Source organism: Streptomyces sp. NPDC031670 (assembly GCF_055580545.1).
Window position 1 is genome coordinate 395,616 of record NZ_JBVILC010000002.1, and the last position, 18,049, is coordinate 413,664.

At 72.3% G+C, this 18,049-nt stretch carries 17 protein-coding genes; 7 read left to right on the forward strand and 10 right to left on the reverse strand.

Annotated elements, in window-relative coordinates; translation table 11 throughout:
- Positions 1-125: 125 nt before the first annotated feature.
- The 5 genes from ACZ5ID_RS05835 to pdhA all read right to left on the reverse strand — a co-directional run bounded on the left by ACZ5ID_RS05835 (position 126) and on the right by pdhA (position 5,972).
- Positions 126-1,505 (reverse strand): molybdopterin molybdotransferase MoeA, encoded by a 1,380-nt coding sequence (locus tag ACZ5ID_RS05835; RefSeq protein ID WP_468893797.1) that lies wholly within the window; start codon positions 1,503-1,505, stop codon positions 126-128.
- A complete protein-coding gene (locus ACZ5ID_RS05840) occupies positions 1,472-2,323 on the reverse strand; it encodes a DUF6457 domain-containing protein (protein ID WP_468893799.1) in 852 nt (283 codons plus the stop codon). Before ACZ5ID_RS05840 ends, ACZ5ID_RS05835 begins: the two co-directional genes overlap by 34 nt.
- Before the next feature lie 144 nt (positions 2,324-2,467).
- Positions 2,468-3,823, reverse strand: coding sequence for a dihydrolipoamide acetyltransferase family protein (locus ACZ5ID_RS05845; protein WP_468893801.1), 1,356 nt, complete (start codon positions 3,821-3,823; stop codon positions 2,468-2,470).
- Entirely contained in the window at positions 3,823-4,827 is a 1,005-nt protein-coding gene (locus ACZ5ID_RS05850; RefSeq protein WP_406556767.1) for an alpha-ketoacid dehydrogenase subunit beta, read from the reverse strand. The genes ACZ5ID_RS05845 and ACZ5ID_RS05850 overlap by 1 nt, the downstream gene beginning before the upstream one ends.
- On the reverse strand, positions 4,824-5,972 hold the full coding sequence (gene pdhA / locus ACZ5ID_RS05855) for a pyruvate dehydrogenase (acetyl-transferring) E1 component subunit alpha (protein WP_468893803.1): 1,149 nt from the start codon (positions 5,970-5,972) through the stop codon (positions 4,824-4,826). The genes ACZ5ID_RS05850 and pdhA overlap by 4 nt, the downstream gene beginning before the upstream one ends.
- A gap of 174 nt (positions 5,973-6,146) precedes the next feature.
- Between pdhA and ACZ5ID_RS05860 the strand changes: the two genes are divergently transcribed.
- A complete protein-coding gene (locus tag ACZ5ID_RS05860) occupies positions 6,147-6,644 on the forward strand; it encodes an Lrp/AsnC family transcriptional regulator (RefSeq protein WP_468893805.1) in 498 nt (165 codons plus the stop codon).
- A gap of 269 nt (positions 6,645-6,913) precedes the next feature.
- On the opposite strand, the gene ACZ5ID_RS05865 is transcribed toward ACZ5ID_RS05860, so the two are convergent.
- On the reverse strand, positions 6,914-7,507 hold the full coding sequence (locus ACZ5ID_RS05865; RefSeq protein ID WP_468893807.1) for a TetR/AcrR family transcriptional regulator: 594 nt from the start codon (positions 7,505-7,507) through the stop codon (positions 6,914-6,916).
- Complete coding sequence (locus tag ACZ5ID_RS05870) at positions 7,504-9,030, reverse strand: 3-hydroxyacyl-CoA dehydrogenase (protein WP_468893810.1); 1,527 nt, start codon at positions 9,028-9,030, stop codon at positions 7,504-7,506. The genes ACZ5ID_RS05865 and ACZ5ID_RS05870 overlap by 4 nt, the downstream gene beginning before the upstream one ends.
- Before the next feature lie 121 nt (positions 9,031-9,151).
- Here ACZ5ID_RS05870 and paaN point away from each other — a divergent pair, with 121 nt between their 5' ends.
- Positions 9,152-10,825, forward strand: a complete 1,674-nt coding sequence (gene paaN / locus ACZ5ID_RS05875) for a phenylacetic acid degradation protein PaaN (protein WP_468893812.1) — start codon at positions 9,152-9,154, stop codon at positions 10,823-10,825.
- A 43-nt stretch (positions 10,826-10,868) separates the two neighbouring features.
- Here paaN and ACZ5ID_RS05880 read toward each other — a convergent pair whose 3' ends face one another.
- The 3 genes from ACZ5ID_RS05880 to ACZ5ID_RS05890 all read right to left on the reverse strand — a co-directional run bounded on the left by ACZ5ID_RS05880 (position 10,869) and on the right by ACZ5ID_RS05890 (position 14,094).
- Positions 10,869-11,567, reverse strand: a complete 699-nt coding sequence (locus ACZ5ID_RS05880; protein WP_468893814.1) for a TrmH family RNA methyltransferase — start codon at positions 11,565-11,567, stop codon at positions 10,869-10,871.
- The gene (locus ACZ5ID_RS05885) at positions 11,564-12,718 is read right to left on the reverse strand and encodes an HTTM domain-containing protein (protein ID WP_468894208.1); all 1,155 of its coding nucleotides are present in this window, start codon (positions 12,716-12,718) and stop codon (positions 11,564-11,566) included. Before ACZ5ID_RS05885 ends, ACZ5ID_RS05880 begins: the two co-directional genes overlap by 4 nt.
- A 362-nt stretch (positions 12,719-13,080) precedes the next feature.
- Entirely contained in the window at positions 13,081-14,094 is a 1,014-nt protein-coding gene (locus ACZ5ID_RS05890; RefSeq protein WP_468893816.1) for a DUF5819 family protein, read from the reverse strand.
- Between the two features lie 154 nt (positions 14,095-14,248).
- Here ACZ5ID_RS05890 and paaA point away from each other — a divergent pair, with 154 nt between their 5' ends.
- Genes paaA through ACZ5ID_RS05915 form a run of 5 tightly spaced genes read left to right on the forward strand, consistent with a single transcriptional unit; the run spans position 14,249 to position 17,857 of the window.
- Complete coding sequence (paaA, locus tag ACZ5ID_RS05895) at positions 14,249-15,253, forward strand: 1,2-phenylacetyl-CoA epoxidase subunit PaaA (RefSeq protein ID WP_406557329.1); 1,005 nt, start codon at positions 14,249-14,251, stop codon at positions 15,251-15,253.
- On the forward strand, positions 15,250-15,537 hold the full coding sequence (paaB, locus tag ACZ5ID_RS05900; protein ID WP_406557328.1) for a 1,2-phenylacetyl-CoA epoxidase subunit PaaB: 288 nt from the start codon (positions 15,250-15,252) through the stop codon (positions 15,535-15,537). Before paaA ends, paaB begins: the two co-directional genes overlap by 4 nt.
- Positions 15,534-16,289, forward strand: a complete 756-nt coding sequence (gene paaC, locus ACZ5ID_RS05905; RefSeq protein WP_468893819.1) for a 1,2-phenylacetyl-CoA epoxidase subunit PaaC — start codon at positions 15,534-15,536, stop codon at positions 16,287-16,289. Before paaB ends, paaC begins: the two co-directional genes overlap by 4 nt.
- Positions 16,283-16,801 (forward strand): 1,2-phenylacetyl-CoA epoxidase subunit PaaD, encoded by a 519-nt coding sequence (gene paaD / locus ACZ5ID_RS05910; RefSeq protein WP_468893821.1) that lies wholly within the window; start codon positions 16,283-16,285, stop codon positions 16,799-16,801. Before paaC ends, paaD begins: the two co-directional genes overlap by 7 nt.
- Positions 16,802-17,857: a 2Fe-2S iron-sulfur cluster-binding protein gene (locus ACZ5ID_RS05915; protein WP_468893823.1), complete on the forward strand. Its 1,056-nt coding sequence runs from the start codon at positions 16,802-16,804 to the stop codon at positions 17,855-17,857.
- Positions 17,858-18,049 lie beyond the last annotated feature (192 nt).

Here is an 18,049-nt window from a genome sequence, read left to right on the forward strand (position 1 = left end):
CGGGCGCGTGAGGTGCAGGCGCGGTGTTTCACGTGAAACACCCGTCCGCCGCAGGCGACTTGAGGCCGGACGCAGCGAACAATGCGTCGGCTGCGCCCTCTCCACGGCGCCCGCACCCCCATGTTTCACGTGAAACACCCTTCTCCCGCTCCCAGTTGTCCCCACGGAAGATCCAGGACCTCGACGTGCTGCCCCGCCTTCGCCCCGCCGGGCGGTACGACCGCCAGCCCGTCCGCCGCCGCGATCCCGCGCAGCATGGCCGGGCCGTTGTAGTGCAGCGGCACGGCCTCATCGCCCCGGTGCACCACGGGCACGAGCCGGGTGTCGTACGGATGCCCGTGCACCTCGTCGCGCAGCGCGGCGGTGTACGGACCGGTGGACGCGGCACCACCCGGGTATCCCGCGAGCTCCCGCAGCAGCGGTTCGGCGAGGGTGAGCAGGGCGGAGACGGCCGCGAGCGGATTGCCGGGCAGCCCCACCAGGTGCTTCCCGGCGGCGATCCGGGCCAGCAGCATGGGATGCCCGGGGCGGACGGCGACCCCGTCCACCAGCAGCTCGGCCCCCATCGTCCGCAGCACGGGATGCACATGGTCGACGGGTCCGGCCGCCGTACCGCCGGTCGTCACCACCAGGTCGGCCGCCGAGCCCTCCACGGCCGCACGGAGTACCTCGGCGTCGTCCTTGAGCCGCCGCGTGGCGACGACCTCGGCGCCGAGCATCCGCAGCCAGGGGCCCAGCATCGGCCCCAGGGCGTCCCGGATCAGCCCCTCGCGCGGCAGCCCCTCGGCCAGCAGTTCGTCACCGAGAACGAAGATCTCCACGCGGGGCCGTGGCACAGTGCTCAGCTCGTCGTACCCGGCCGCCGCCGCCAGCCCCAGCACGGCCGGGGTGACCAGCGCGGACGCCGGCAGCAGCCGGTCCCCGGAACGGCACTCCTGGCCGCGCGGGCGGATGTCCTGCCCGGTGACGACCTCCCGCTGGGCATGGAGTACCGCCTTGGCCTCGTCCGTACGCGCGTGCTCGCTGCGGATGACGGCGGTCGCCTCGGCGGGGATACGCGCACCGGTGGCGATCCGTACGGCTTCCCCGTCCGCCAGCGCGGCGGGCGCGGCGTGTCCGGCGAGGATGCCGTCGGCCGTGTCCCGGATCTGCCAGGGCCCGGGGCCCGCCACGACCCAACCGTCCATGGCGGAGGTGTCGAAGGACGGCAGATCGGTGAGAGCCGTGAGAGGGGCGGCCAGGGTTTCGCCCAGGGCGCGGTCGAGGGGCACCCGGTGGCTGCGGCGGGGCGCCGCCCGGCCGGCCGCGACGGCGGCGTCCCTGGCGTGGTGCCAGGGCGCGGCGCGGTGGCGGTCGCGGCGGCTGCGGCTGGAGTCCGGTGCGGGCACGGGAGCGGGAACGGGAGCACTCACGAGGGCCAGCGCCTCCTCCACCTCGTCGTCGACGGACGACACGGACGGCTCCGCGCCCGTCACGGGTTGAGCTCGTCCTTCTCGGCGGCCCACCGGGTGGCGAGGGCGGCGGCCTTGCGGGCCGCCTCGGCGACGTCGGCGCCCTCCCCGCCCGCCTTGGCCGCCGCGTAGCCGACCAGGAACGTCGTGAGCGGGGCGGCCGGCCGGGCCACTCCATGGGCGGCGTCCCTGGCCAGGTCGAGCAGCACGCCGGTGTCGACGTCCAGTTCGATGCCGAGTTCGTCCTTGACTGCGGTGATCCATTCGTCCAGCACGTTCCCATGCTCCCTGATCCGGGCCCGGGCCGTCGCGATGTCCTCCCAGGTGTCGCAGTCGAAGGAGGCCAGGGGCTGGGGGGCGGCGAGGTGGGCGAGGCCGAGCTTCCGGGTCAGCAGCCGCAGGGGGAGACCTGCCAGGCCTCCGTGCTCGGCCGCGACGAGGGCGAGCGCGCGGCGGAGCGGCTCGGCCCGGTAGGCGGCGACGAGCGGCTGTTCCCGCCCGCTCTCGTCGACGCACAGGACGCCTTCGTGTCCGCCCGTGACGAGCGCGTCGAGCAGGGCCGTGACGGTGGGCGCGCCCAGGAAGGGCAGGTCGGCGGAGAGCGCGAGCACCAGGGGGGCGGTGGTCTGCCGGATCCCCGCGTCGAGGGCGGCGAGGGGCCCGCCGCCGGCCGGCTCCTCCCGCGTCCACCGCACGGACCGCGCCGTGGTGCGGGGCTCCCCGACGACCACGGTGACCCCGGCCCCGGCACAGGCGGCGAGCACCCGGTCGAGCAGCGCCCTGCCGCCCACCCGCACCCCGGGCTTGTCCGCCCCACCGAGCCGCCGCGCGGCCCCTCCGGCGAGCACGATGGCGTCATAGGGCGTCGTCATCCCAGCAGTATGGGTGCACGACGTACGAGGGGCAGCCGGGAGCCGCACAGAGGCCGGGGCACCAGGGGGCGGCCCATGCGCGAAAGGGGAGCGGCGTCCGCACCCGCTTCCCGGCCGCCCCCTTCCCGGCCGTCTCCGTCCGGGTTACAGCGACCGCAGCAGTACCGCCGGCTGCTCCACGCAGTCCGCCACGTACCGCAGGAAGCCGCCCGCCGTGCCGCCGTCACACACCCGGTGGTCGAACGTCAGCGACAGCTGGACCACCTGGCGTACCGCCAGCTCACCCCGGTGCACCCACGGCTTGGGCATGATCCGGCCGACTCCGAGCATCGCCGCCTCGGGGTGGTTGATGATCGGGGTGGAGCCGTCCACCCCGAACACCCCGTAGTTGTTCAGCGTGAAGGTGCCCCCGGTCAGATCGCCGGGCGTCAGCGTGCCCGCCCGGGCCGCCTCGGTCAGCCGCGCGAACTCCTCACTCAGCGACGCCGCGCTGCGCGTCTGCGCGTCCCGGACCACCGGCACGACCAGACCCCGCTCGGTCTGGGCGGCGAAGCCCAGGTGCACGGCAGACAGCCGCACGATCTCCCGGGCCGCCGTGTCCACCGTCGAGTTGAGCTCGGGGTAGCGGTCGAGGGCCGCCGTGCAGATCCTGGCCAGCAGCGCCAGGACGGAGATCTTCGGACCGCCCACCGCGTTCATCGCGGCCCGCGCCGCCATGAGTTCGGTGGCGTCCGCGTCGACCCAGCACGTGGCGTCGGGGATCTCGGAACGGCTGCGGGTCAGCTTGTCGGCGACCGCGCCCCGTATCCCGCGCAGCGGTACCCGCGTCCCGGCTGCCGAGGCCGTGCCCGTGGCGGCCCGCTCCGGCGTCGGCACCGGCCGGTCCGCCTCCCGCAGCGCCGACTCCACGTCGCCGCGCAGGATCAGCCCGTCCGGCCCGGAGCCGGTCAGTGCGCGCAGATCTACGCCGTTCTCCCGCGCCAGCTTCCGTACGAGGGGCGAGATGACGGGTACGGGCCCGTCCCCCGGCGAGACCGGCGCGGCGGATACGGCGGCTACGGCGGGCGCAGGCCCCTTCGAAGGGGCGGAGGACGCCACCCGCGTACCGGAGGGCTCCGCACCCCCCGGCGTCGAGCCGACCGGCGCCGGGCGCACCCGGCGCCGCCGCCGTACGGCCTCACCGGTGCCGTAGCCGACCAGGACATTGCCCGAGTACTCGGAGGACTCCGCGTCGGCCGCGTCGGCCGCCTCGGGCGCTCCGACGGCGACGGTCAGCAGCGGCGCGCCGACCGGCAGCTCCGTGCCCTCCTCGCCGAAGCGGGCCGTCACCACGCCCCCGTAGGGGCACGGCACCTCCACCATCGCCTTGGCGGTCTCGACCTCGACCACCGGCTGATCGATGGCCACGACGTCGCCCACCGCCACCAGCCAGCGCACGATCTCCGCCTCGGTCAGGCCCTCGCCGAGGTCCGGCAGCTTGAATTCCAGGACCTTGGGCATCAGCTCTGCGCCTCCCACTGCAGCCGTGCCACCGCGTCAAGGACCCGGTCCACGCCCGGGAGGTGGTGCTTCTCCAGCATCGGCGGCGGGTACGGGATGTCGAACCCGGCGACGCGCAGCACCGGCGCCTCCAGGTGGTGGAAGCAGCGCTCGGTGACCCGGGCCGCGATCTCGCCGCCGGGGCCGCCGAAGCCGGTCGACTCGTGGACGACGACGGCCCGGCCCGTACGCCGCACCGAGGCGCACACCGTCTCGTCGTCGAAGGGCACCAGGGAGCGCAGGTCGACGACCTCCAGGTCCCAGCCCTCGGCGGTGGCGGCCTCGGCCGCCTCCAGGCAGACCGGGACGGAGGGGCCGTAGGTGATCAGGGTGGCGCTGCGGCCGGGGCGGCGCACGACCGCCTTGCCGATGGGCGCGACCTCGGTGGGCGCGTCCGGCGACCAGGTGGCCTTGGACCAGTAGAGCCGCTTGGGCTCCAGGAAGACGACGGGGTCGTCGGAGGCGATGGCCGCGCGCAGCAGCCCATACGCGTCCTCGACGGTGGCGGGCGTCACCACGTGCAGGCCGGGGGTCGCCATGTAGTAGGCCTCGGACGAGTCGCTGTGGTGCTCGACACCGCCGATCCCGCCCCCGTAGGGCACCCGCACCACCAGGGGCATGCCCATGGAGCCGCCGGTGCGGTTGCGCATCCGGGAGACATGGCTGATCAGCTGCTCGAACGCCGGATAGGCGAAGGCGTCGAACTGCATCTCCACCACGGGCCGCAGCCCGTACATCGCCATGCCGACCGCCGTGCCGAGGATGCCGGCCTCGGCGAGCGGGGTGTCGGTGCAGCGGTCCTCGCCGAACTCCTTGGCGAGCCCGTCGGTGATCCGGAAGACCCCGCCGAGCGTGCCCACGTCCTCTCCCAGGACATGGACCGTGGGGTCCTCGGCCATCGCGTCGCGCATGGCGCGCTGCAGCGCCTGCGCCATGGTGGCGGGCTTCGCCGCGACCGTGGTCATCGCTGCCCCTCTTCCTCGTCCTCGTGCGCCGCCAGCTCGGCCCGCAGCTGGGCCTCCTGTTCGCGCAGCTGGGCGGTCTTCTCCGCGTAGACGTGCGCGAACAGGTCCATGGGGTCGAGTTCCGCGTCCGCGTTCATCCGTTCGCGCAGGGATGCGGCCATGCGCTCCGCCCCCTCGGCCGCGGCCTTCTTCCCGCTCTCGTCGAGGAATCCGCGGCTGGTCAGCTCGGCCTCCAGGAGCTGGATCGGGTCGTGATCCCGCCACGCCGCCACCTCGGCGTCCACCCGGTAGCGGGTGGCGTCGTCGGCGTTGGTGTGCGCCTCGATCCGGTACGTCACGGCCTCGATGAGGGTGGGGCCGCCGCCCCGGCGGGCGCGCGCGACGGCGTCGGCCAGCACCTCGTGGACCGCCGCCGCGTCGTTGCCGTCGACCAGCCGGCCCGGCATCCCGTACCCCACGGCCTTGTGGGCGAGGGAGGGGGCCGCGGTCTGCTTGGCCAGCGGCACGGAGATGGCGAAGCCGTTGTTCTGTACGAGGAAGACGACCGGGGCCTGCCAGACGGCCGCGAAGTTCAGCGCCTCGTGGAAGTCGCCCTCGCTGGTGCCGCCGTCGCCGACCATGGCGAGCGCCACCACGTCGTCGCCCTTGAGGCGGGCCGCGTGCGCCAGGCCCACCGCGTGCGGGAGCTGGGTGGCGAGGGGGGTGCACAGGGGGGCGATGCGGTGCTCGTGCGGGTCGTATCCGGTGTGCCAGTCGCCGCGCAGCAGGGTAAGGGCCTGTACGGGGTCGAGTCCGCGGGCGACGGCGGCCAGGGTGTCCCGGTAGCTGGGGAAGAGCCAGTCCTGCTCCTGGAGCACCAGCGCCGCCGCGACCTCGCAGGCCTCCTGGCCGGTGGAGGACGGGTAGACCGCGAGGCGCCCCTGCTTGGTGAGGGCGGTGGCCTGCGCGTTGTACCGCCGGCCGCGGACCAGTTCCTCGTACAGCCGCAGCATCAGCGTGCGGTCGAGCGGGGCGTCCGTGCCGAGCACGCGGTACGGCTCGGGGTCCGGGAGCAGCGGGGCGGGGTCGGTGCGGGGCCTCCAGGCGGGGGGAGGGGTGGGCCGGTAGGCGGCGGCACCGGCACCGGGCAGCTCTTGGACCGTCATGACGAAGCACCTCCTCGTGAGAGCGGGAAGGAGGCACGGCAGTGTGATGCGCCTCACCTACCGATTGTTCGGTCGAGAGCGCATTTTGGCTACAGGCACCGCGAGCCTGTGGACAAACGGTTCTGCACAGCCTGGGATAGAGACAGGTCGTCCATGCTAGGGAGGCGGGGGGACATGGCAGCTGAACAAATGGCCGACGAGGGCCAGGGCCCGGCGGCACGGCCGCTGGACGCCGTGGACCGCGACATCCTGCGCATGCTCCAGACCGACGGGCGCGCGTCGATACGGTCCGTGGCCGAGCGCGTGCACGTGTCGCGCGCCAACGCCTACGCCCGGATCAACCGTCTGCTGGACGACGGGGTGATCCGCGGCTTCACCGCGCGCGTGGACCACGAGAGGGCGGGGCAGGGCGCTTCCGCCTACATCACGCTCAAGATCGTGCAGAACTCCTGGCGCACGGTCCGCGAGCAGCTCCAGGCCCTGCCGGGGGCCGCGCACATCGCCCTGGTCAGCGGCGACTTCGACGTCCTGCTGCTGGTGCACTCGCCGGACAACCGGGCGCTGCGCGAACTGGTCCTGACCAAGCTCCAGTCGATCCCCGAGGTGCTGTCCACCCGGACGCTGCTGGTCTTCGAGGAGACCGACCTGGACCCGGGCACCGGCACGCCGTAGGCGCCCGGACCCGCCTGCCGTCCGGTGTGCCGGTCAGGTGCGGTGCTTGTTTTCGCCTCGCCGCCGCCACCGTCCTCGCCGCAGCCGTGCAGCGTCGCTCCCGCGAGCAGCGTCACGGCACACAGGGACGGTGACGCGCCGACACACGTGCGCCGGGTGCTCGCGGCCGTACCGGACACGACGGCACCAGGGGAAACGGCGGTGCGCGCGGTTTTCATGACCGTGGATGGTGATCGGGGTCCCGGGCGCGCATCAACGCCACGCGCGCGTCAGGAGTGGGTGCGCAGCCCGTCGAAGGCGAGCTGGACGACGGTTTCGGTGACCTGGGCGCGCTCGGCCTCCGATTCGCGCTGCGGCCGGTACCACTCCACCAGCGAGTTCACCATGCCGAAGAGCAGCCGGGTCGCCAGGCGTATGTCCATGTCGGAACGGAGGTCACCGTCGGCGGCGGCGGCCTTGAGCAGGTCGGAGACCCGCTGGTCGAACTCCCTGCGGCGCTCCATCGCCCAGCGCTCGGTCTTGGTGTTGCCCCGTACGCGCAGCAGCAGCGTGACGTACGGAAGCTCCGCCATCAGCACCTCGACCGTACGCCGAGTGACGTGCTCGACCCGCTCGATCGGCCGGCCGCGGGTTGCGCCGGGCTCCTCCAGCACGGCGAAAAGGCCGTCGATGGCCCGGCTGACGGCCCGCCGCAGCAGCTCCTCCTTGCCTGCCACATGGTGGTAGATGGACGACTTGGAGATGCCGGCCGCCTTGGACAGGTGCTCCATGGAGGTGCCGTCGTAACCGCGCTCGTTGAAGACCCGCACGGCGACCGTGAGCAGGGTCTCCGGGGTGTACGTGTCCCGCTTGGCGGTGGTCATGAGGCGGCCTCCTCGCCGTTGCTGTACGACTGCCGGTAGAGGGCGAGCGAGGGCGCGTACCGTCCGGTGGGGCAGCGCTCGTGCATCGCCGACAGCAGGTCGTACGCCCAGTCCCGGCCGAGCCCGCGGCTCCACTCGACGGGCCCGAGCGGGTAGTTGACGCCCAGGCGCATCGCGGTGTCGACGTCCTCGGCTGTGGCGACGCCCCGGGCGACCGCGTCGGCGGCGAGGTCCGCGAGCATCGCGACGGTACGCGCCACGATCATGCCGGGCACGTCCCCGATGACGCTGACCTTCTTGCCGAGCTTCTGGAAGAGGCCGACGGCCTCGCTCACCGCGCGCGCGGAGGTGTCCTCGCTCGCCGAGAGCGCGACACGGGTCGCGCCGCGGTAGTCGAGGGCGAGGTCGAAGTAGACGACGTCCGCGTACTCCACGGAGGTGCGCCCGTCGGCGGGGACGAGCTGGCCGTCGCCCGGCAGCCCGATGTAGGGGCCGCCCGACTCGACGCTCTTCACCTCGATCCCGGCCTCGCGCATCATCGCGACGAGCTCGGCTGCGGGGCCGAGGTCACCGACGACCGTGACGGCCGCGGGCGCCTCGGCGGGCCCGGCGGTGTGCGGCTCGGGGCGCGCCGCGCCCTCCCCGTAGCCGTACCAGCCGCGTCCGCTCTTGCGGCCGTGCAGGCCCGCCTCGACCAGCCTGCGCTGGGCCAGCGAGGGGGTGAACTTGGGGCTGTGGAAGAAGGCCTCCCACACCGAGCGGGTCACGGCCTCGTTGACGTCCTGGCCGATGAGGTCGGTCAGCTCGAAGGGTCCCATGGCGAAGCCGCCGCTCTCGCGCAGCACGGCGTCGATGGTGGCGGGGTCGGCGCCGCGCTCCTCGTACACGGCGAAGGCCTCGGCGTAGAAGGGCCGGGCGATGCGGTTGACCAGGAAGCCCGGGGTGTCGGCGCACCGCACCGGGGTCTTGCCCCAGGCCCTGACCGTCTCGTACGCGCGCGTGGCGGCGGCCTCCTCGGTCGCGAAGCCGGAGACGACCTCGACGAGGGGGAGCAGCGGCGCCGGGTTGAAGAAGTGCAGTCCGACGAAGCGGCCCGGATGGCGCAGGCCGCCCGCGACGGCGGTGACGGACAGCGAGGAGGTGTTGGTGGCGAGCAGACAGTCCTCGGCGACGATGTCCTCGAGGTCCGCGAAGAGCCGCTGCTTGACGTCGAGTTGCTCCAGGACCGCCTCGATGACCAGCGCGGCGTCCGCGAGCTCGGCCGGCTCCTGGGCCGGGTGCAGCCGGGCAAGCGCGGCGTCGCGGTCGGCCGGCGCGATCCGGCCTTTCTCCACCAGCCGCTCCAGGCGGGCCGCGATGGCCCCGGCGGCCTGGCGCGCGCGGCCGGGGACGGCGTCGTAGAGCCGCACGGCGTGCCCGGCCACCAGGGCCACCTGGGCGATGCCCTGCCCCATGGTCCCGGTGCCGACGACGGCGACGGCCCGGTCCGGTCCGACGGCAGGGCTTGGTTCGATGGCGGTCATGACGCGATCCTCCCCGATGCGTTGTCCACAGGTTCGACGGACCCCCTTGTCCCGACCGATCGTTCGGTTACTCTAACTCTGTCCGCCCGTCCCTGCCCAGCTCGACGAGGAGTTGGTCCGTATGGCCGCCCAGCTCAGCCCCCAGCAGCTCACCGAGTCCCACCGGACCACGCTCGACCAGGCCCTGGAAGCGATCCGCACGCGTGCGTACTGGTCCCCCCACCCCGAGCATCCCAAGGCGTACGAGCACGACGGCAAGGCCGCCTTCGACGCCCTGCTCGGCTCCCGCTTCGACCTGGACCAGCCCGGCACCGACGACTGGACGGGCGCGGAAGTCTCCCCGTACGGGACGGAGTTGGGCATCACCTACCCGCACCCCGACCTGGAGGTGCTGCTGCCGGCGATGAAGGCCGGCATGGGCGCCTGGCGCGAGGCCGGGCCCGAGCTGCGCGCCCTGGTGTGCCTGGAGATCCTCTCCCGCGTCTCCGCCCGCACCCCGGAGCTGGCGCACGCCGTCATGCACACCAGCGGGCAGGCCTTCATGATGGCCTTCCAGGCGGGTGGCCCGCACGCCCAGGACCGCGGCCTGGAGGCGGTGGCGTACGCCTACCGGGAGCAGACCCGCACCCCCTCGGACGCGGCGCACTGGTCCAAGCCGCAGGGCAAGCGCGACCCGCTGGAGCTCAGCAAGACCTTCATTCCGGCCGCCCGCGGCATCGCGCTGATGATCGGCTGCAACACCTTCCCGACGTGGAACGGCTACCCGGGCCTGTTCGCCTCGCTGGCCACCGGCAACCCCGTCCTGGTCAAGCCGCACCCGCGCGCGGTGCTGCCGCTGGCTCTGACCGTCCGGATCGCCCGCGAGGTCCTGGCCGAGGCGGGTTTCGACCCGAACCTGGTGGCCCTGGCCGTCGAGCGGCCCGGCGAGGGCATCGCCAAGACGCTGGCCGTCCGCCCCGAAATCAAGATCATCGACTACACCGGTTCGACCTCGTTCGGTGACTGGCTGGAGGCCAACGCCCGCCAGGCGCAGGTCTACACCGAGAAGGCCGGCGTCAACACGGTCGTGGTGGACTCCACCGACGACTACAAGGGAATGCTCTCCAACCTGGCCTTCTCGCTGTCCCTCTACAGCGGCCAGATGTGCACCACCCCGCAGAACCTGCTGATCCCCCGCGACGGCATCAGCACCGACGCGGGCGAGAAGTCCTACGACGAGGTGGTGGCCGACCTCGCCGCCTCGGTCGGCGGCCTGCTCGGCGACGACGCGCGCGCCAACGCCATCCTGGGCGCCCTGGTCAACCCCGATGTGAAGGCACGACTGGAGGCCGCGTCCGGGCTCGGCGAGGTCGCCCTGCTCTCACGCGAGATCGCCAACCCGGAGTTCCCGGACGCGGTGGTGCGCACCCCCGTGATCGTCAAGCTGGACGGCGCCAAGCCGGACGCGGAGGCGGCCTACCTGTCGGAGTGCTTCGGCCCGGTCTCCTTCGCCGTGGCCGTCGACTCCACGGACGGCGCGCTGGAGCTGCTGCGGCGCACGGTCCGCGACAAGGGCGCCATGACCGTCGGCGCGTACACGACGTCGCAGGAGGTGGAGCGCGCGGTCGAGGCGGTCTGCCTGGAGGAGTCCGCCCAGCTGTCCCTGAACCTGACGGGCGGCGTCTACGTCAACCAGACGGCGGCGTTCTCCGACTTCCACGGCTCCGGCGGCAATCCGGCGGCGAACGCGGCGCTGTGCGACAGCGCGTTCGTGGCCAACCGCTTCCGGGTGGTGGAGGTCCGCCGCCAGGCCTGACGCGCGCGTGGCGGACGCCCGCACCGGACCCGGCCGCCTCGTCTCAGAGCGCCGGGTCCGGGATGGTGGCGTAGCGCTGCACCCAGGCGTGCATCGCGATCGCCGCCGCGGCGCCCGCGTTGATCGACCGGGTCGAGCCGAACTGGGCGATCGAGCACACCGCCGAGGCGTGCTCGCGCGCCTGCTCGGTCAGGCCCGGCCCCTCCTGCCCGAACAGCAGCACACACCGTCGCGGCAGCACCGTGCGCTCCAGCGGCACCGCGCCCGGCAGATTGTCGATCCCGATGATCTCCAGCCCCTCGGCCGCCGCCCACGCCGTCAGCGACTCGGTGTCGGGGTGGTGGCGTACGTGCTGGTAGCGGTCGGTGACCATCGCGCCGCGCCGGTTCCAGCGCCGCCGCCCCACGATGTGGATCTCCTTCGCGAGGAAGGCGTTGGCGGTCCGTACGACAGAACCGATGTTGAAGTCGTGGCCCCAGTTCTCCACCGCCACATGGAAGTCGTGGCGGCGGGTGTCCAGGTCAGCGACGATCGCCTCCCGCGTCCAGTAGCGGTAGGCGTCGACGACGTTGCGCCGGTCGCCGTGCGCGAGCAGCTCCGGGTCGTACCGCTCCCCCTGCGGCCAGGGCAGCGGGTGCGGCCCCACCCCGACCTCGGGCGCGAAGCCGTCGTCGTACTGAAGCGGCTCCGGCGCCGGGATCTCGGCGCCGGAGGAAGGGCTGGGGCTGGTCTCGCTGCTCACGCCACGAGCGTACGGGGCCGCTGCTCCTCGTCCGCACGCCCCCGCGGGGCCACCCGGTGCGCCAGCCGCTCGCGCAACCGCCCGGCACGCCCGCCCAGCCACCGCAGGAACCCGGTCGGCAGGAACACCGCGTCCGCCGCGATCATCGCGAGCGAGAAGAACGGCAGCCCGAGCAGCAGAGCGATACCGGCGTGCTCCATCATCATCGCCACCAGCAGGACGTTCTTGACCCGCCGATTGAAGAGCGTGAACGGGAACGCGACCTGGACGGCGACCGTTCCATAGGTGAGCAGCATGACGATCAGGCCGCTGCCGCCGAGGATGTCCGACAGGGCGGGCCAGGGCGAGAAGTAGTCCAGGTGCAGCGGGTAGTAGAGCGCGGTGCCGTCCTGCCAGCGCGAACCCTGGATCTTGTACCAGCCGGCGGTCGCGTAGATCAGACAGACCTCGGCCATGATCACGACCATGGTGGCGTTGTGCGCGAGGTTGGCGACGACGTCGAGCAGGGCGCGCGGATCGCCCTGCCCGTACCGCCCGGCGGCCCACCACAGCGCCTGCACCGCCCACAGACCCCAGAAGATCAGCAGCCAGCCGCCGCTCGCGTCGCCGAGCAGCGTCACGGTGAGGAGGCAGACACCGACGACGGCCCACAGCACCGGCCCCACCCGGTCCACCACCGGCTCACCGGTCCGAGCGACCCGCGCCGCGGCCCGCTCGCGCCGCCGTGCGTCCAGCGACCAGACCTGGCCGCAGCGGGTCAGCACCAGATAGATCGCCATCAGATGGATGACGTTGTCGCCGCCGTCCCCCATGAAGACGGACCGATTCTGCAGCGACAGGACACCCACCATGAACAGCACGGACATGGTCCGGGTGCGCCAGCCGAGCAGCAGAAGGGCGCTGGAGAGCACGGCGACGGCGTAGACGGTCTCGAACCAGAGCGTGCTGTTGGTCCACAGCAGCGCCGTGAAGGCGTGGTTGCCGTCCACGAGCCGCTGGGCCATGTCCCAGCTCCACGGGCCGTCCGGGCCGTACAGCTCACGGCGGTGCGGCAGCTCGCGCAGCAGGAAGAGCAGCCAGGTCGCGGAGAAGCCGATACGGACGATTGCGCTCTGGTACGGGCCGAGCGCCGCGCCCGTGATCCGGCGCAGGGCCTGGGCGGGCTTGGATTCGCGCTCGGGCTCGGGCTCGCGCTCGGAGGCGGGGGCGGGGGCGTGGACGTGGGAGAGCGGGGCTGCGGGGCCGGGGTGGGTGCCAGGGGTTGTGGAGGGGGCCTGGGGTACTTGGGGTACCTGGGGCGGCAGGGGCGCCTGGGGTGTCTGGTGGGTGGGCGAGGCGTGCCAGTGCCATCCCTGGGACTGAGGGGACGAATGCGGCGTCTGGGGCTGCTCGTCGGCATTCCCGCCCGCCGTATCGTGCACAGGGCCGCGCGCCGGCCCGCTCACCGCTTCACTCATGGTCTCGCCCCGGGGCTCGCTCGTGAAGTCGCTGGTGGACCCACTCGTGGACTCGTTCATCGGCCGGCCTCCGTGCGCGCCTCGGCGGAACCGGCGCCGCCCGGGAGGTCGGCGGGGGTCACGGTCCACCAGGGGACGACCCGGTAGTACGGCCGGGTGTCGATCTTCTCGTCGCTCCACACCGGAGCCTTCACGGACCTCGTCACGGACCTGACCTGTACACGCTCGACGGTTCCGCCGTCATGGTGCGCGCCGAGGCGGAGCATCACGATCCGGTGGATATAGCGGTCGGAGAGCTCGCCGCGCAGCCCGTTGGGCTTGTTGTCGTCGGTGTGGGAGTTGACGAAGAACTCCCAGCCCCGGCGCAGCTCGTTCTGCTGGGCGTGGCTGGGGAGCGGGTTGCCGCGGATGCCGGAGCCGTCCTCGGCCGTCAGGTCGATCCAGTCGGTCGTCTTCCGGTTCCCGTCCGGCATACGGATCTCGGCACGGGCCTGGACCGCGATGTTCTGCTGGAGCGGATTGGGCGCGAAGAGCTTCCAGTTCTGTTCGAACTCGGGGTAGATCCAGTCATCGACGATTTTGCCGTGCTGCTTGGTGACCGTGTTGGACGGCGCGACGTGCAGAAACACCATGGCGATGTGGACGATCCCCACCACCGCGACGACGGCCAGCGCCAGCGCCGCCGCCACCTGGTAGGGCAGCGAGAGCCCGGCGATCCCGCGCCCGGGGACACCGGGGGCGGGGGAGCCGAGGGCTTCGGGAGCCGAGGCGGCGTACGTGGGCGCGCCGGGCGCGGGGGTCGGCGCGCCGGGCGCGTGGGCGGGTCCGGCCGGGGCGGCGGGTACGGGGGCGCCGGGCGCGTGGGCGGGTGCGTCCGAGGCGCTGCCGGGCCGGGCCACGGCGTCACCGCTCGGGGTCTCGGGTTCGCTGCGCGCCGTCACGTCGTCGCCGGTCGGAGCGGGTGCGGCAGCGCCGGCGGCGGTCTGCGGGCCGTCGGCGGCGGCACCGGGCCCGGGCCGCAGGGGCCGGTCCTCCCCGCCCGGTACGTCCTTCTCGTCGTACGAATCCATCCCGCCCCGATCCCGCTCGGCTCCACTGGGTTATCCACAGGGTTGACACCCTACGGGCCGTCGACTCACCATTGAAGTCAATGGACCGAACGATCGGTCGGGCGCGAGTGGCCCGGCGGACGGCCCGGAATCGACAGCTCGGCAGGGGGCTCGGATGACGGCAGTGACCGCGGAGACCGGCACCAACAAGCACGGCTCACCCACGGCGGACGAGAAGGACACGTCGGCTTACCTGGCCGCGTTCGACGCCGCCGTGGCCGCCGACGAGCGCATCGAGCCGCGCGACTGGATGCCCGAGGCCTACCGAGCCTCACTCGTCCGCCAGATAGCGCAACACGCCCACTCCGAAATCATCGGCATGCAGCCCGAGTCCAACTGGATCACCCGCGCGCCCTCGCTGCGCCGCAAGGCGATCCTCATGGCGAAGGTGCAGGACGAGGCGGGCCACGGGCTGTACCTGTACAGCGCCGCCGAAACCCTCGGCGTCAGCCGCGACGAGCTGCTCGACAAGCTCCACTCCGGCCGCCAGAAGTACTCATCGATCTTCAACTACCCCACCCTGACCTGGGCCGACGTCGGCGCCATCGGCTGGCTCGTGGACGGCGCCGCCATCACCAACCAGGTCCCCCTCTGCCGCTGCTCCTACGGGCCGTACGCACGGGCGATGGTCCGTGTCTGCAAGGAGGAGTCCTTCCACCAGCGCCAGGGCTACGAACTGCTCCTCGCCCTCTCCCAGGGCACCCCGCAGCAGCACGCGATGGCACAGGACGCGGTGGACCGCTGGTGGTGGCCCTCGCTGATGATGTTCGGCCCGCCCGACGACGAGTCGTCCCACTCGGCACAGTCCATGGCCTGGAAGATCAAGCGGCACTCGAACGACGAACTGCGCCAGCGCTTCGTCGACATCTGCGTCCCCCAGGCCGAAGCACTCGGCCTGACCCTCCCCGACCCCGACCTCCGGTGGAACGAGGAGCGCGGACACCACGACTTCGGGACGATCGACTGGACCGAGTTCTGGGACGTCCTCAAGGGCAACGGCCCGTGCAACGAACAACGGCTCACCCAACGGCGCCGCGCCCACGAGGAAGGCGCCTGGGTCCGGGACGCGGCAGCCGCGTACGCGACCAAGCACCACAGGAACGGGGAGGCAACGGCATGACCACACACGACTGGCCGCTGTGGGAGGTGTTCGTGCGCTCGCGCCGCGGACTGTCCCACACCCACGCCGGAAGCCTGCACGCCCCGGACGCCCAGATGGCCCTGCGCAACGCGCGCGACCTCTACACCCGGCGCTCCGAAGGCGTCTCCATCTGGGTGGTCCCCTCCAACGCCGTCACCGCCTCCTCCCCCGACGAGAAGGACTCCTTCTTCGAACCGGCCGGCGACAAGCCCTACCGCCACCCGACCTTCTACGAGATCCCGGAAGGCGTGAAGCACCTGTGACGGCCCCGACCCCCGCGCCCACGACGGACACGACCACACCCACGCCCGCGATCACGGCCGCGCTCGCCCTCGGCGACGACGCACTGGTGCTCTCGCACCGGCTGGGGGAGTGGGCCGGACACGCCCCCGTCCTCGAAGAGGAAGTGGCCCTCGCCAACATCGCGCTCGACCTCCTCGGCCAGGCCCGCGTCCTGCTCTCCCTCGCGGGCGACGAGGACCAGCTCGCCTACCTGCGCGAAGAGCGGGCCTTCCGCAACCTCCAGCTCGTCGAGCAGCCCAACGGCGACTTCGCCCACACCATCGCCCGCCAGCTCTACTTCTCGACCTACCAGAAACTGCTCTACGGACAGCTCGCGGTAGGCGAGAGCGACCTCGCCGGACTCGCCGCCAAGGCGGTCAAGGAAGTCGCCTACCACCAGGACCACGCCGAACAGTGGACCCTGCGCCTGGGCGACGGCACCGAAGAGAGTCACCACCGCATGCAGCGCGCCTGCGAAGCACTGTGGCGGTTCACCGGAGAGATGTTCCAGCCCGTCGCAGGCGTCGACATCGACTGGCAGCAGACCGAGCAGACATGGCTGGCCTCCGTCACCTCGGTCCTGGAACAGGCCACCCTCACCGTCCCCGAAGGCCCCAGGACCGGTGCCTGGGCCGCCGGAGCCGGCCGCGAGGGCCTGCACACCGAACCCTTCGGCCGGATGCTCGCCGAGATGCAGCACCTGCACCGCAGCCACCCGGGGGCGACATGGTGACCGGCACGACCACGGCCCCAGCCGCCATGACCCCCCTCGAACAGGACCTCGCCCGGCTCGCCGGCTCGGTCCCCGACCCCGAGCTGCCCGTGATCACCCTGGAGGAGCTCGGCGTACTGCGTGGAGTCCACCTGGAGAGCCCCGGCAAGGTCACCGTCCGCCTCACCCCCACCTACACCGGCTGCCCCGCCATAGAAGCGATGACCGCCGACATCGAACAGGTACTGCACGACCACGGAATCCCCGATGTCACAGTCGTCCGCGTCCTCTCCCCCGCCTGGTCGACCGACGACATCAGCGACGAGGGCCGCCGCAAACTGGCCGAGTTCGGCATAGCGCCCCCACGGCCGCAGCACACCCAGGGCCCCATCGCCCTCACCCTGTCCGTGCGCTGCCCGCACTGCGGCTCCACCGACACCGAACTGCTGAGCAGGTTCTCCTCCACGGCGTGCAAGGCACTGCGCCGCTGCGTCGCCTGCCGAGAACCGTTCGACCACTTCAAGGAGTTGTAGATGTTCCATCCACTCCGGGTGAGCGAGGTCGAACGGCTCACGGACGACTCGGTGACCGTCACCTTCGACGTGCCGCCGGAGCTGCGCGAGGCCTACCGGCACCGCCCCGGCCAGCATCTCGCCCTGCGCCGCACCGTCCAGGGCCAGGAGATCCGCCGCACGTACTCGATCTGCGCGCCCGCCGTCGAACAGCCCGGCACGCCCGTCCTGCGCGTCGGCATCCGCCTCGTCGAAGGCGGCGAGTTCTCCACGTACGCCTTCAAGGAACTCACCGTCGGTGACGTGGTCGACGTCATGGAGCCGATGGGGCGCTTCATCCTGGAACCCCGCGCCGGATACTTCGTGGCCGTCGTCGGCGGCAGCGGCATCACCCCCGTACTGTCCATCGCCACCACCCTGCTGGAACGGGAACCCGAAGCCCGCTTCTGCCTCATACGCAGCGACCGCACAGTGTCGTCCACCATGTTCCTGGAAGAGACAGCCGACCTGAAGGACCGCTTCCCGGACCGGTTCCAGCTGGTCACCGCGCTCTCCCGGGAAGAGCAGCAGTCCGGACTGCCCTCCGGCCGGCTCGACCAGGAACGGCTGACGGCCCTGCTGCCCGCACTGCTCCCGGTGGAGGAGGTCGACGGCTGGTACCTGTGCGGACCGTTCGGCCTGGTCCAGGGCGCCGAACGGGCCCTACGCGAACTCGGCGTCGCCCGCGGCCGAATCCACGAGGAGATCTTCCACGTCGACGAGGCACCGGCGCAGAGCACCGCGGCGGCCTCGGCCCCGACGCACGCCACGCTTACCGCGACACTCCACGGCCGCTCCGGCACCTGGCCGGTCCAGGACGGCGAAAAGCTCCTGGACACCGTGCTGCGGGCACGCTCGGACGCCCCGTACGCCTGCAAGGGCGGAGTCTGCGGCACCTGCCGGGCGTTCCTGGTCAAGGGCGAGGTCCGGATGGACCGCAACTTCGCCCTGGAGGAGGACGAGACGGAGGCGGGCTATGTCCTGGCCTGCCAGTCCCGCCCGGCTACGAAGGAAGTGGAGCTGGACTTCGATCGATGAGGGGGATGGGGAGGCGGGGGGGGAGGGGGCGGGGGGGGGAGGCCCCCTAGGTCCCTCTCATCCGTCCGGCCCTTGTCGTCCTTCCGGCCCCTTCTCGTCCTTCTCGCCCCTCTTTTTGTCTTCTCACTCTTCTCGTCCAGCGGGCTCCGTCCATTCCAATCCAATAGAACCTGTTCTATCTTGACGGCCCAT